This window comes from Fusibacter sp. JL298sf-3, assembly GCF_053842995.1.
Genome location: NZ_CM132608.1, coordinates 1,368,243 through 1,383,478 on the forward strand (window position 1 = coordinate 1,368,243; position 15,236 = coordinate 1,383,478).

The following is a 15,236-nucleotide window of genomic DNA, read 5'->3' on the forward strand; positions in this document are numbered from 1 at the left end:
CTAGGGCGTGTTCAGGACTTTCACCTGTTAGATTGTGCCCATGCTGGGCACACATCGTAAAAACGGTACGGACCACATAGGTCTCGTACCGTTTTTTATCGCTCTGCCTCTAGGCTTTTGGCGTAAGCAACTCAATCTTTTCAATGGGTTTAGATAAACCGTAGCCTTGATAATAGTCACAGCCCATAGCGTCTAAAATATCGTACTGAACTTTGGTCTCAACCCCCTCTGCAATAATCTTCATGTGAAAGCCATGTCCCATCTGTATGACAAGTTGTGTCAACTCATGCATTTTGTCGTCATTTTCAATACCAGCGACAAAACTTTGATCAATTTTCAAAACGTTTACCGGCAATCGCCCGAGCATGCTTAGAGAAGAGTACCCGGTTCCAAAGTCGTCCATGTGAATTTCAAAACCGTTCTCGCTGAGTTTGTTGAGGTTGTTCACAACGCGATCAATGTACTCACTGATAGCTGTTTCTGTGATTTCAATATGGATTTGATGGGGTTTTACAGTATTTTCACGGACTTTTTCTAAAATATAAGACACGTACTCATCCCGTACAATCTCTTTTAAGGACGCGTTGATGGCAATGCAGATTTCTTCATCAAACTGTGCTTCATAGGCTTTGATAATAGCAATGGTTTCCCTGACGACAAAACGTCCGATTTCGTATATGAGGCCGTTTTCTTCGGCAAGTGGAATAAACTCACCCGGCGATACAAAGCCGAGCTCCGGATTTTTCCAGCGCACCAGTGCCTCGTAGCCGTGGAGTCCGCTTTTGTCGTATGAACTGTACTGAGGCTGTAAAACCAAATAGAGTTCATCGTTGACAACAGCTTTTCTCAAATACCGTTCTACCAGCACTTCACGGTCTTTTTCTTCTTGCATCTCACGGTTAAACCATGCGATATTTCCTGTCGATAAGTTTTTCTCAGCATAATCAAAAGCGATTTCTGCGTATTTTAGTGCTTTCTGTGCTTCATTGACTTCAGACTCCAAGGCGACGCCACTGTAGATAAACCCAAACTCCGAATAGAGGAGGTCGCTGTACATATAACTGGCGACTTGTGCTTCAATCGCCGCAATACAGGCTTCTGCTCGAGACTTATCGTATTTGTCGCCGAGCCATATGGCAAACCTGCCGCGTGGCAAGGTACTGATTTCTTCAATGTCTTCAAAAATGGTTTTTAAACCGGCACCCAGCTGAAACAGCAAAATATCGGTCTTATTGCGACCACAACTCTCAACAAGCTTCCCATAATGACGCGCGCCGGCAACAAGCAATATGGCATTTTCGCTCCCCTGTGTCATTAAATCATTGCTCACTGAATCCAGCAGATAGTCCAAATTGTAAAGACCTGTAGCCGAATCGTGAAAAGCATAAAACATAATCCGTTCTTTTTGAATGGTCGTCTCATGAACATCAGATAGCGAACCGACGATGCGCGATACGTTTCCAAATGCGTCTCGAACCACCACGCCGATAAAATGATGCCAGCGGTACTGATGGTCTTTTACCGCCACTTTGGCATCGACTTCATACACTTCGGGGATAGCTGTGTAATCCGATACAGCCTCATCAAACCAGATTAAGGAAAGTCTATCTTCCGGATGTACCCTTTCTAAAAAAGCCTCTAGAGCGTCGAGTTCGGAGTCCGCCCACTTAAAGGCGTTGGCTATTTCAAAAGCACCTGTTTGAGGGCTGTATTCCCAAAAAGCCTCTTTGCTAGCTTTTAAAATCAACTGGTACCTCAACTTTTCTTCTTCCAGCTTAACCCGATAGGCTTCCAGTTCATCGTAATTGTATCGCAAGGTCTCTTCAGCTGCAGCCATCTCTTCATAGAGTGCTTGGTTTTCAAGATTCGTTTCCTCAAGAATTTGATTTTTTTCTTTTAACGCAGTTACAGTGTACTCGAGTTCAGTCTGCGTCTTCTTCAGCATCTCCTCTCGGGCAACTTCTTCGCTGATGTCGAGAATCACGCCATCTATGTAAAGCATGCCCTTAGAGTCCTTGACCAATCGGCCAACTTCAGATACCCAAATGATGTCGCCGCTACGTGTTCTAATGCGATAAACCAAATTGTACGCACTCCCCGCTTCTAAATCAATAGGTGCATCTACAATCTGGATATCGTCTTCTAAGACGATATCTCGCCACTGACGCTCCCCGGTGTCTGATAAAAAGTCAGAGGCGGGATATCCAGTCGTCTCATAAACCCCTTCGCTTATATAATACATCAGCCAAGGCCACTTGGCCTTTGACCTGAAAACGATTCCCGGTATATTATTTTCCAGCGCCAATTGGCGCTTCTCTTTTTCACTGATGCGCTTTTTCAAGACGCGGCTGTAATACACGTAGTAGACGAGTACAATTAACGCTAAAAAAATCCCCCCTAAAACAGCCAACGATATGACGATGTCCCACTGGACACCTCTGCCGTAGTTGGCGATAAGGGCATCGTAGTCAAAGAGACTCATCACGAGGACGCCGCTGTCCTCAAGGGGCTCGAGGCGTGCCAAATGCTGGATGCCGTCGATTTTAAAGAAGAAGTTGCCTTTGTCGTCGCGCTGATAAGTTTTGTTTAAAGCGATGGTTTCCAATCTATTCTTTGAATCCGACAACACCACGCCGGTTTCGTGAAAGATAACCAATCGCTCATAGGGTTTCATTTCGAAGAAATCAAGATCGTCGATGGTGGTCTCATAACTGTAGTCGATCCCCACAACGCCCAGTAGGCTGTTCTGTTCGTCGTAAATCGCCTTTACATTGCTGAGAATAAACAAATTGGTGACTTGATCGACATAGGGGGTCGTCTGATGGATATGACCGCCCCCTTCTATCGCCACTTGATACCATGGACGCTCTCTTGGGTCATAGCCTGCAGGCAAAGCACTTGCCGGCCAGGAAACATACCCACCTGCCGCGTCGGCCATATAAATGTATTTTAAATCGTCATGAGACATGGCATAAGATTCGAAATAATCGTACAAATCCCGCTCTGCTTTACTCCCCAACTGAGGGGTCATCTCTGTTTTGGCAGTGGTACGGGTGTATTGCGTCAGCCGACCTGCTACTTCTTTAACATTTTTTTGGCGCGCAATAGTCTCTATGTCTTCTTCAATGCGCTCATGTTTAAGTTGGGCATATGCCGATATAGCATCAATCCGATAGTTGGTTTGACGGTTAAAATGCGCCACAGCGGCTTCTTTAACGCTGTAATTATAATAAGCTACTGAAAAGAGGCCAAAACCAATAAGAAGTATGGCAATCAGTAGTCTTTTTAAAGTATTGTCTTTCAAATTGTGCCTCCTGTAAAAGATCCTCTTATGTTTATTTGTAACCATTTTATACGATTGTAAGCAGAAAATCACACCTGTTTTTGTTAAACATTAAACAATTAAACCTTCTAATTTTAATAATTTCTCAGAATCTATATATTTCATTTTGTTATTACTTATTGCGTTCTCGTAATGAATTGGCATTTTACTCGATGCTTTTTTCTTGTTCTGAATCTTCCGAGTATTAATCGTTTCTTTTTTGTCATATTTTTATGGAAATTGGTACGTTTTTATCTTAAATTATCTTATCGTATGGAATTGAAATTAAACACCCTTTGTGATATTATTAACATGCATAAGAGATTAACTCTTATTCACTGTAGGCAATCGCTGCTTGCTTTATCATCTGTCACTCCATGACCGCAAGCATGGTTCGTATCCCCCAAAATATTGCTAAGCCTTCTCATCGTATAATCTAACAATATTTTGGACAATCCCTCAGCAAGCAGCATTCCTCTCTTTTTATTATCGTATTTGGAGGTTCACGTTTATGGAAATCAAAGTGTGTATCGGCAGTGCATGCCATTTAAAAGGGTCTTACGAGGTCATCAAAACATTTAAATCATATATTTCAAAAAATGCGCTTGAGGATACTATTGAACTCAAGTCTTCGTTTTGTCTGGGGAAATGTTCAGAAGCGGTATCCGTTCAAACCGACGCCGGCGAGATGTTTTCAGTTTCTCCTGAAACCGCTCAAACTTTTATAGAGGAACTCCACAGGTGGGTGATTAAATGAAGTTTATCAATTTCGACGCAGAGAAATGTGATGAATGTTTTAAATGTTTAAGGGCATGTCCGACAAAAGCCATTGCTTTTACGAACAAAAGCCATCATATTATCGACGATCTTTGTATTAAATGCGGTCTGTGTCAAATGCATTGTCCTGAAGGGGCTTTGACGATTCAACTCGATCTCGACTCTGTTCAGCGCGCCATTAAAAGCGGCAAAAAGGTCGTCGCGTCTATAGCGCCGTCCTTCGCCGGTTCTTTTGACCTCGAACACCCTAACCAAATGCACACGGCGCTGAAAGCGCTCGGTTTCTTTGCCATTGAAGAAACTGCACGGGGCGCGGAAATTGTCTCGCTCGAGTACGAAAAAACCATAGCACTAGGTGAAAAGAAAAACATCATCACCAGTTGCTGTCCTTCGAGCAACTACCTTATTGAGCACTACTTTCCAGAAGCCATAGACGTCGTAATTCCAACAGTTTCTCCTATGCTCGCACACGGCTTTGACCTCAAAGAACGCTACGGTACAGACGCCTATGTCGTCTTTATTGGACCCTGTCTTGCAAAAAAAGCCGAGGCTGTCGAAATCGAAGGGGCCATCGACGCCGTTATCACTTTTAGAGAACTTGAAAAGTGGCTCATCGAACAAGGCATTGCCATTGAGACATTGGCGCAAACGCCTTTTAGTACGCCTGTGAGCAAGCGCGGTCGCGCTTATCCCCTTGGCGGCAGTTTGTGGAAGAGCGATTTGAAAACGCGGATTAACCCGACCTACGACTACGTCCATGTCGACGGTATCGAAAACTGTGAGTCCTTCTTAAAATCCATAACAAGTGGCGAAATCAGCGGCTACTGTGCAGAACTCAATATATGTGACGGTAGTTGCGTCAACGGTCCCAACATGCCGGACTCTGCTCCGAATATGTTTAAGCGCATGCAGAAAGTCAAACAACACGTCCAGTCTCAAGAGGGATACTCGGATGTTGAAATACCTTTTGAGCTGTCACCTGAGCAACTGCGTAGAAGTTTCCATTCAAAATCTACAAACGAGGCGCCAGTCAACGACTTAGAAGTGGCTGAAGTGTTGATGAAGATGGGTAAGTACTCAGAACAAGATCAGCTCAATTGCAACGCCTGTGGCTATACCACGTGCTATGATAAAGCCGTAGCGGTCATCAGAGGCCATTCGGATATCAACATGTGCATGGATTCTTTAAGAAAAAAAGCGGAGGGGCTGCAATCGATCATCTTTGAAGCGAGTCCGAACGCCATCTGTATCCTCGACCAAGAGCTGCGCATCCAGGCAGTTAATCCGTCTTTTCACAACCTCTTTAATTCATCGCGCATTAAGCTGAACTACTGGCCGATTGCCGCTTTAATAGAAGACCCTATTTTCGACGACCTCCTCTCTTCCGGCGAACTGAGAGTGAGCAAGAAAATATACCTTGAGTCCGTGGACAAATCGTTCTTCTCCAATGTGGTTCAATTGAACGAAGGTAAAACCATCGTCGGCATCTTTACCGACATCACACAGGCGGAGAACAATAGACAAGAACTCGAACGCGTTAAGGCTGAAACCATTTCAACATGTCAGGAAGTCATCGACCACCAAATGCGCATCGCACAGGAGATAGCCAGCTTACTTGGCGAGACGACTGCGGAGACAAAAATCGGCCTCAACAAACTGAAGAAGCTCGTGTTATCCGATGGAGGTGACGCTTAATGGCTTTTCCTTACTTTGTCGATATCGCGCACCACTCGCTCAACAAAATTGGCGAAGAACTCTGCGGAGACAAAGTCGAAATTTTCAAGACGGACAATCGCCTTATCGCCGTGCTTTCCGATGGACTGGGAAGCGGTGTCAAGGCGAATATCCTCGCGACTTTGACCAGTAAAATAATGATAACTATGTTAGAAAAAGGGGCTAGCATTATCGAGACCATCGATACGATTATCCATACATTGCCTATCTGCAATATCCGTAAAATCGGCTATTCGACATTTACCGTCATCGATATCGACGAATCCCTGCACGCAAAAATTATCGAATTCGACAACCCGCCGATTTTTATGATGCGCGATAAAGCCCTATACCCAATTGATAAAAAAAAGATAGTGTCTAACGATAAAAATGTTTGGGTGAGTCATGTGGACTTGAAAGTCGGCGATTCCCTAACGCTGTGCTCAGATGGCGTCGTCCACGCTGGTGTCGGCCATTTGCTCAACCACGGGTGGGAGTGGCACCACGTCGCAGAATTTCTAGAACTACAAGAGACCCCATCGGCTGAAAAACTCAACCGCCGACTAATTGAGACATGCAACAAGCTCTACAACGAGCTCCCCGGTGACGACACCACCGCACTGACCATTTGTATACGCAATCCCGAGCGCTTGCAGGTACTGTCGGGACCACCGGAGCAAAAAAACAAAGACCGGGAAACCATTGAACACTTTATGAAACAGCCAGGTAAGAAAATCGTCTGTGGCGGTACTGCGGCCAACATCGTGGCCAGGGAGCTGAATAAAGACATCGAAACAGAAATCGACTACATCGATCCCTTCGTTCCCCCTACCGCTAAAATAGACGGTATCGACCTGGTCACAGAGGGCGTCTTGACGCTTAAAATGGTTCTTGGCAAATTAAAAGCACTCAACAAAAGCTGTGAAGAGCCTGTTTTTAATAAAAAAGACGGTGTGAGCAGATTGCTCAGGCTCATGGTAGAAGACTCCACACATATCGATTTTTGGGTGGGACGGGCCATAAACCCCGCACATCAAAACCCTGATTTTCCAAGAGATTTAAGCATTAAAACCCGCGTCATTAACGAAATTATAGAAGAACTTAAGACAATGGGGAAAATTGTTGACCTTCATTATACGGACTAAATACAAAGCAGGTGACCCATGAGAAGTTATGAAAATCACGTACAAAAATTTAAAAATCAAGTTATGAAAGAAGTGGCAAAATACGCATTTGAAGGCACTCTGAATCAGCACTTACACCGAATTCCGATTACCGTTGCACCCGGACCGGACTCTCAGTTCAGATGCTGCGTGTACCATGAGCGCGCCGTCGTTGCCGACCGTGTTCAGCTGGCTATGGGCGGTAATCCCGAAGTGAAAGGCGTCGTAGAAGTGTTGCCTTCCGCATGTGATCAGTGCACCATTAACCGCTACGTTATCACTGAAGCGTGCCGTGGTTGTATTGCCAACCGATGCATCGCCAGTTGTCCTGTTAACGCCATCACCATGCACAAGGGCAAGGCGGTTATAGATCCCGATAAATGCGTCGAATGCGGCCGTTGCAAAGACGCTTGCCCTTACAACTCTATTGCAGACGTTATGCGCCCTTGTAAACGCGACTGTCCAACAGACGCCATCCAAATCGACCAACGCAAAAATGCCGTTATCGATTACGATAAATGTATCTCCTGCGGTGCCTGTGTCTATAAATGTCCTTTCGGTGCTATCCAAGACAAGTCGCAAATTGTCTCGGTTATCGAAGCCCTTAGGATGAATCAAAAGCCCGTTTACGCCATGCTCGCACCGGCTTTTGCCACTCAGTTCGAGTACGTTGAACTGGGCAAAGTTATCACAGGGATTAAAAAGCTCGGCTTTAAAGACGTTATCGAAGTTGCACTCGGCGCCGACATGGTGACACGTCACGAAGCACAGGAGCTTCTCGACCACAAAGAAAAAGGCGAAGTGCTCACCAGTTCTTGTTGTCCGGGATTTGTCAACTACATTGACTTAAAGTACCCGGAATTGAAGGGACATGTTTCAAAGACTATTTCACCAATGACAGCCACTGCGCGATTGATCAAGTGCATCGACGCCGACGCCATTGTCGTCTTTATCGGCCCTTGCATCGCCAAAAAAACTGAACAGATGCGGATGCCCGATACCGATTTCGTGCTCACTTTCGAAGAGCTCGCGGCTATCATCGATTCACAGGAAATGGACCTTAGCACCTTGGAGCCGTCACCTCTAAACAACGCGTCGTACTACGGCCGTAAATTTGCTTCAACCGGCGGCGTCAGTGCTTCTGTGGCCAACTACCTCAAGTCGATTTCAGAAGAACCGATTACAGCCCTCGCCTGTGACGGCATTCAAGAATGTGACAAGGCGCTCAAGCTGGTAAAATTCAAGCGCTTTGACAAAGACTTTATCGAAGGGATGGCGTGTAAGGGCGGCTGTATAAAAGGCCCTGTCACCATGCACTACGGCCCTAAGGACTTAAAAGTTCTCGAATCTTACTCAAAAGCCGCGCTGGAGAGCAATCCGGACGATGCGCTGGAGATTTTTAAAACGTATTGTATACCACTTGAATAGTTACCCATATAAAAATAAGCGGCCCTCGCTACTGAGGCCGCTTATTTTGTGCGTAGTGGGTCTACTCTTTAATTATAAACGTCTAGACATTGACGAGTGGTTTAAATGCGGCAACGACGTCGCGCTAAAAACGCATTTTCCACTTGTAGTAAGGGCTGTCCGCTTCTTTTTCATACGTCAAAAACGCCGAGAAGCGCTTGCCCTTTTTGCTGACGAACTTCGAACTGTAGAGTTCGCCCTTCTCCAGCAATTTTTCAACCGTTTGACGTGTGGCCGTCACTTTTAAACTGCGCAAAAAGGCGTCGTCTTTCCATATGACAAACTTACAGCCCGATTTCCAATTGCTACAGCCGTAACCTTTCTCACCTTCCACGACATCCGCGCCACAGCCCGGGCACTTGCCCAAACGCTCTCTTGGCACCTTTTTGTCTTCGAGGTCTTGTATCACCTTATAGGCATCGTCTTTAATCGTCACCACCGCGTCTTTTACAAAAGCAATCATTTCAGACATAAAAGCATCGCCGTCCAGCGTCCCTTTGCCGATGTCCGCCAGCACTTTTTCAAGACGCCCGGTGTACTCGAGGTCAAACAGCGCCTTTACAGGAAAATCGGCAATCATCTTAGCCCCTAAAGGCGTTGCCTCAAGGTGTTTCCCCTTTGCAACGATATACCCGATGCGCTTGAGCTTTGCAATGGTCTCGGCACGCGTCGCCGGGGTACCGATGCTGAAACCGCTTAAAATCTGTTCAATCATTTCATCATCGTCGTCAGTGTCATCTGCGCGCTTCTTATAGTGCTTACCGCACGTTTCCATCACTTTGAGAAGCGTCTTCTCTGTATGGTGCTTTGGCGGCTTGGTACTTTTCTCTTCCAAAAGGGTTTTCTTCACGTGTACCGCGTCGCCTGTTGCAAGTGCAGGCAACACCTTGTCCTTAGACTGAATAGCCTCAGCCAAGCGCCACCCCTCTACTTTTTGAATTCGTCCCTTCGAAACAAAAGCGTGTCCCTCGACGCCGGTTGTCACCGTGACTTCTTCATGCTGTGCCACCGGCATAAACTGTGCCACAAAACGCATTTTAACAGCCTCGTAAACCACGCGTTCATCAGCTGACAAAGTCTTTGGAACGAGGTAGGTGGGCATAATAGCACTATGGCTTTCAACTTTGGCGTTATCGAAAACACGCGGCGACACTTCGAAACGAATAGCCGCTTCAAAGGGCAGGCCCTTCTTATGAACATTGAGCACTTTCTCAGCTTTGCCGGCGAGAGACGTTTCAAGTGCGAGACTCGACGTCCTCGGATACGTAATCAGTTTTTTCTCATAGAGACCTTGTGCCACCTTGAGAACTTTTTCAGAAGTCCACCCCTTCGCTTTACTGGTCACGTGCCCCTGTAAACCTGAAAGATTAAAAAGTGGCGGCGCGTACTCGTTTTTCAGTTGTCTAATGACATCGTCAACCGTGCCGTTCTTTCCTTTTACCGCTTCGCGAATTTGCTGAAGCGCCTCCTTGTCTTCAAACTTGTCTTTGCCGTCGACAGTGAGATGGCCGCTATACCCCGCCCCACTCTCCAAGAGAAAATCTACTTTGAGTTTGTAATAAGCCTCTTTGACGAAGTTCTGAATTTCCACATCCCTATCGTATATAATTTTAAGCGTCGGCAACAACACGCGCCCTACATTGAGAACTTTGCCATAGCCGCGCTGGTACTTCAGCGTCGCCACAGACGTAAGATTGATACCGATCAGCCAATCGGCCCACTGCCTCGATATCCCCGCCGCTTTCAGAGGTGACATCTCGCCGTTGGGAATCAGCTTTCCCATCCCCTCCGCCACTTCGTCCGGCGTCCATTCGTTGAGCAACAAGCGCTCCACGGGTTTTTGCACTTTGAGGTAATCGAGAATGATGTCTCCGATAATCTGCCCTTCGCGGTCGTAGTCACATGCAGAAATAACGCCGTCAACTTCTGCTTTATCAATGAGCCCTTTAATGGTGCGCAGTTGTTTTTTTGCCCCGTCGTCAGGACGTTTGCCGTTTTGTTTAACCTTGTATAGAAACTCTGTGGGCACAAAAGGGAACTGTTCCATTTTCCAGCTCCCCATGTTTGAATCGTAATCCTTTGTATCGTACAATTCCAGTAGGTGGCCGAAAGCCCACGTGATGTAGTACTGTTCCCCACTGTAATACCCGTCATTTCTCTTCTTCGCCCCTACGGCATCGGCGATATTTTTCGCCACTGAGGGCTTTTCAGCTATAATCACTTTCAATTGTCCGCGACCTTTCTAATTCATGAACCTATCGCTTCTATTATAGCATCATTTAACCTTGGGGTCGATGCCTCCACCGCCGGTAGAGAAAAACGCTCAATTTCCCGTTGGAGCATTGCCGCTTGTCCCGAGAGTTCCTCACTGGAAGCCGCCGTTTCCTCGGAAATTGACGACGTTCCCTGTACCACATCTGAAATCTGTCCGATGCCGCTGTTGATGCGTTCCACACTTTGCGCCTGTGCTGCAGAAGTGCCCGCTATGCGCTCCAAAAGTGCCGCAAGGTCTTCGACCCCCTGCACGATAACCGTCAGCCCCTCTGCCGTTTCTTCAGTGGTTTTGGCGCCGCCTTCTACCCGATCGATTGTACCTTCAATAAGCCGTGTGGTCTCTTTGGCCGCACGTGCTGACCGCGCCGCGAGGTTCCGTACTTCGTCAGCTACAACGGCGAAGCCCTTGCCGTGTTCTCCTGCACGCGCTGCCTCAATTGCCGCATTTAGTGCGAGGATATTCGTTTGAAAAGCGATGTCGTCTATAACCTTTATAATTTTAGAGATGCCACTTGCCGACCGCTCGATGTCCGCCATTGAAGAGCGCATATGCGCCATATGCGATGTCCCCTCCCGTGCAGCTTCCATCACATTTTCAGCAACAGCTTTGGCATTTCCCGCATCGCCTGCCGCCGCCCTTAGGCGCTCAGTCATTTCGTCTATCTGGTCTTTGAGTACCGTAACGGCACCTGCTTGCTCAATGGCGCCTTGAGAGAGCGATAAGCTCGAGTCCGCCACTTGACTCGCCCCTACAGTCACCTGCTCTGACGACGCTTTAACTTTAGATAAAACGCCGGTGATGTTTTCTGTCATCTGATTAAAAGTGCGCGCCAATACCCCCACTTCGTCTCGACCGCTAACTGGAATCTTCACTGTTAAATCTCCCGCCGCAATTTGACGCGACGCATCCACAACCGCTACAATCGGCTTTTGAATCTGCGCTCTGACAAAGACGACGAGCAATACCGCGCTGAGCACCACAATCCCCGCCACCAATGCGGCGATAAACCATAGAAGCCTGTTGACAGAGGCAAACACTTCCGCTTGATCCACCTCGACAATCATCCCCAGCGTCGTCGCACCGACGCGTACAACGCTGTAACCGCCCAATACCGGATTTCCCAAGTAATCGTCGTAAAGACCTTCTCCTAAAAAACTGTGGTCGCCGGCTTCAATTGCCGCCGATAAGCGCTCGACGGCGTAACTGTCGATGGTGGCCGTCATAGCGGCGCCCTCTTTATAGGCACCCAACATCGTATCGGTGAACAGCAACCCTTTGCTGTCTACCAGGTAGACATCCCCACTGGTGCCCACGAGGTAGATGTCGCTCTGAATCATCTCCTCAATGTCTCCTAAGGGAATCAGGGCGTTGACAACACCTGTGACCGACTGATCCACACCGTAAACAGGGGTCGAAATTAAAACAAAATAGCTGTCGATAATATCGGAATACATAAACGCCGACACGTTTTGCCTACCGCTTAGCGCCGTTTTAAAGTACGCTCGCTCTGCAATAGACGCGCCCTCTGTGTCACCATACGCCCCCGTTCCATAGACGATCTCCCCGTCGGCGTCTGCAACGACGAGACCATCGAAACCAAAGTCCGTTCGGTAACCCTCCATAAGCGGTGACAACTGTTCATACGCGTCCTGCCAGTCGGCACTTTTGGAATGCGTCGAGGCGCGCGTCTCCAATGCCTTCTGGATGCGTGCGTTGCCACCGACCGCTTTGACATACGTATTTTTGTTTGAGAAATAGTCGTTAAACTTAGTGTTGACCAAGCGGTTGAACATCTCGAGCTTTCGAAGCGTCTCTTCTCGGATTTCCTGTCGCGCCTGAACATACGACAAACTACCGATTAAAATCATCGGTAGCAAACCCGTTATAATAAAAATAACCATCAGTTTACTTTGCAATGTCAGGGCTCTTTTCACGTTCCCCATCCCCTTCCTGATCGAACTCGGCCTTCTGTCTTCTGTCTTACTATCCCGTCATCCTTAGTTCGGCACTTAAATATTTTATGTACATAAAATACAATTGACAAAAAATACTTACCACAAATTTAAAGGCCTACACAGAAATCATGACATTTTTTTAATATTCGAACAAAAAAACCTGTCGATTCTCTTATAGAGACCAACAGGTTTTGCCACAAGTTACATGCCGGTTCGTAGAACGCGCTGTTCTTCATCGGTGTCGATAAGGCGCTTGGCAATTTCGTAAAACGCGCGATGGTGTTTAATAAAAACAGATGCAATTTCGGGATCGAAGTGCGTCCCCGTGGACGCTTTTATAATTTCAAGCGCCTCTAGATGCGGATAGGGGACTTTGTAAGGACGTCTGCTAATCAACGCATCATAGACGTCAATAATACTCATAATACGGCCGAGAACCGGAATGTTCGTGCCGCTAAGACCTTCTGGATAGCCAGAGCCATCCCATTTTTCATGATGGGTGTACGCAATAACTTGCGCCATCTTTAAAAAAGAGTCGTCGCCCAATATTTTTTCTGTAATCGCCAACGCCTCGCGGCCGTAAACCACATGTTTTTTAATCTGTTCGAATTCTTCCGGCGTGAGCTTCCCGGGTTTGTTTAAAATCAAGTCGCTGACGCCGACTTTCCCAATGTCGTGTAAACAAGCTGAGCGCGAGAAGTCTTTAATAAATGTCGATGTGAGAAGCGAGCGGTACAAGCCTTCTGTATCGAGGCATTCGCAAAGCGTCTTTACATAATGTGACGTTCTCAAGATGTGATTTCCCGTCACTTGGTCTCTAAACTCAGCCAATGTGGCCAAAGCGTAAATCGTCACTTCCTGAGTCCCACGCAACTCCTTTCGCGCACTCTCAAGCGCTTCTGAAAGATGCGCCTGCTCGTGTTTGAGCACATCGACTTCATTTTGAATGCGCAGCACCAAGTATTGGAAAGAGGCTTTTTCTCTCTCCAGTGTTTCCTGAAGGGCAGTGTAGCGCTCCTGAAACGCATACGCGTCTTTATAGGCACCGCTACTTGCATAGCATTTCCCGATTTTTTGTGTAAATGTGGCAATGTATTTTGGCGCTTTAATCCGCTCCGCCTTTTCAAGGCCCTCTGTCAGCACCGCAAGCGTCCGCTCTCGTTTGCCCTGCCGCTTGTAAACCGTCGCCTTCAGCAACAGCAAATCGAGCCACATGGACATGTCCGTTTTGAGCATCGGCAACGCTTCTATCTCTTCAATTTGCCGCAGGGCTTCTTCGTAATCAGCTGCTAGACAAGTCAACCGGCAAGCGTTGATCAGAAGGCCCACTTTAACCACACTCTCTTCACCTTCATCGAGCAGTTTAAGTCCTTTCTTTACATGTACGCGAGCCAGTTCGGCGTCATCCATCAAAAGTGCCGTATAGGCGATGTTGTTGTGCAGCGATTTTTGAGTCCCTGCGATTTCAAGGGCTTCTGACAAGCGCAACCCCTTATTAAAATACGTAATCTGAAGGGCGTAATCGGGAATGACGCTGTAACAAACGCCAAGTGCCGTATAGCAACGAATCACCTCTACGTCATCAGAGATGGCTTTAAAATAGCTCAGCGCTCTAAAGGCGCTTTCTATTGCGAGGTCGGCGAGGCCAATGACATAAGCCGAATAGGCCACCAAACGACTAATCCACCCCATATAGGCGCTGTCCGCCGCGCCGACGTTTAGATGTTTCGATTCATGATGCAATCTGAACAGCATTTCGTAAGCAGCGGTTGTGTAGCAGTAATAGGCCTTGCAATAGAGCAGCCTCAAATAGACGCTGTCGTTTGGGGCTTGTTCAGCGTACCAACGGTTGAACCAATCGATGGCCTTTTCACGCCTTTCGATATGTGCTCTTGAAATGGCTTTGAAAGCTTTGACCAAAGCATCGGCTTTTTCCAGTGGCGTGTCACTTCGTCGGTTAATTTCTTCAAATGTCTCAATAGTTTTCATGCGCGCCTCCATTTCTACTTTCTTTAGATATACCCAAATTTAAAAAAACCTTGCATCTAAAAAACAAATAGTTGACTTTGCAACTAATTCCACTTAAACTAGTAATGCACCTACAAAGAAAGGACTTATTTATGGAACTTGTAAAGCGCATATCTATCATTCACCGTTACGGCCGTTCTTACATGGAAGACTGTATGTTGGATAAATCCATCGGAAGCGGACAATACACTTTTATCTTGTACCTCTTCGCTCACAACGGCGTCAGTCAAGACACCATCAGCCATGCCTTGGCGGTGGACAAAGCGACGACGACGCGGGCGATTCAAAAACTCGAGCGACAAGGCTTCATCTACCGTGAAAAACACCCAGAAGACGCCAGGGTCAATCTCGTCTTCTTAACGGAAAAGGGCAAAGCCGTTCGAAACGAACTGGCCGCTTTTGGAAGCGAATGGGAAGAGACGTTGCTCGAAGGCTTTACAGAAGAAGAAATTCAGTTAATCGACGTCCTAATCGGCAAACTGACTTCAAATGCGATTCGGTCCAAATACAGCACACTCATTTAAATTAAGGAGCAA

Annotated in this window: 9 protein-coding genes; 5 read left to right on the forward strand and 4 right to left on the reverse strand. The window is 46.9% G+C overall.

All coding sequences use genetic code 11. The features are described from left to right. Window positions 1–109: 109 nt before the first annotated feature. Window positions 110–3,304 carry an EAL domain-containing protein gene (locus tag ACR6HW_RS06735; RefSeq protein WP_455730382.1) on the reverse strand — a complete coding sequence of 1,065 codons (3,195 nt, stop codon included), beginning with the start codon at window positions 3,302–3,304 and terminating at the stop codon, window positions 110–112. 529 nt (window positions 3,305–3,833) lie between these two features. Here ACR6HW_RS06735 and ACR6HW_RS06740 point away from each other — a divergent pair. Genes ACR6HW_RS06740 through ACR6HW_RS06755 form a run of 4 tightly spaced genes read left to right on the forward strand, consistent with a single transcriptional unit; the run spans window position 3,834 to window position 8,403 of the window. Continuing rightward, complete coding sequence (locus ACR6HW_RS06740; protein WP_455730383.1) at window positions 3,834–4,079, forward strand: (2Fe-2S) ferredoxin domain-containing protein; 246 nt, start codon at window positions 3,834–3,836, stop codon at window positions 4,077–4,079. After that, window positions 4,076–5,794 (forward strand): [Fe-Fe] hydrogenase large subunit C-terminal domain-containing protein, encoded by a 1,719-nt coding sequence (locus ACR6HW_RS06745; protein WP_455730384.1) that lies wholly within the window; start codon window positions 4,076–4,078, stop codon window positions 5,792–5,794. The genes ACR6HW_RS06740 and ACR6HW_RS06745 overlap by 4 nt, the downstream gene beginning before the upstream one ends. Further along, window positions 5,794–6,957 carry a SpoIIE family protein phosphatase gene (locus ACR6HW_RS06750; protein WP_455730385.1) on the forward strand — a complete coding sequence of 388 codons (1,164 nt, stop codon included), beginning with the start codon at window positions 5,794–5,796 and terminating at the stop codon, window positions 6,955–6,957. The genes ACR6HW_RS06745 and ACR6HW_RS06750 overlap by 1 nt, the downstream gene beginning before the upstream one ends. A gap of 18 nt (window positions 6,958–6,975) precedes the next feature. Continuing rightward, window positions 6,976–8,403 (forward strand): 4Fe-4S dicluster domain-containing protein, encoded by a 1,428-nt coding sequence (locus tag ACR6HW_RS06755; protein WP_455730386.1) that lies wholly within the window; start codon window positions 6,976–6,978, stop codon window positions 8,401–8,403. Between the two features lie 124 nt (window positions 8,404–8,527). Here ACR6HW_RS06755 and ACR6HW_RS06760 read toward each other — a convergent pair whose 3' ends face one another. The 3 genes from ACR6HW_RS06760 to ACR6HW_RS06770 all read right to left on the reverse strand — a co-directional run bounded on the left by ACR6HW_RS06760 (window position 8,528) and on the right by ACR6HW_RS06770 (window position 14,661). Beyond that, complete coding sequence (locus tag ACR6HW_RS06760; protein ID WP_455730387.1) at window positions 8,528–10,669, reverse strand: type IA DNA topoisomerase; 2,142 nt, start codon at window positions 10,667–10,669, stop codon at window positions 8,528–8,530. A 20-nt stretch (window positions 10,670–10,689) separates the two neighbouring features. Further along, a complete protein-coding gene (locus ACR6HW_RS06765; RefSeq protein WP_455730388.1) occupies window positions 10,690–12,633 on the reverse strand; it encodes a methyl-accepting chemotaxis protein in 1,944 nt (647 codons plus the stop codon). Window positions 12,634–12,873: 240 nt separating this feature from the next. Next, window positions 12,874–14,661, reverse strand: a complete 1,788-nt coding sequence (locus ACR6HW_RS06770; RefSeq protein ID WP_455730389.1) for an HD domain-containing phosphohydrolase — start codon at window positions 14,659–14,661, stop codon at window positions 12,874–12,876. Between the two features lie 131 nt (window positions 14,662–14,792). Here ACR6HW_RS06770 and ACR6HW_RS06775 point away from each other — a divergent pair, with 131 nt between their 5' ends. Then, the gene (locus tag ACR6HW_RS06775) at window positions 14,793–15,224 is read left to right on the forward strand and encodes a MarR family winged helix-turn-helix transcriptional regulator (protein ID WP_455730390.1); all 432 of its coding nucleotides are present in this window, start codon (window positions 14,793–14,795) and stop codon (window positions 15,222–15,224) included. The last annotated feature ends 12 nt before the right edge of the window (window positions 15,225–15,236 follow it).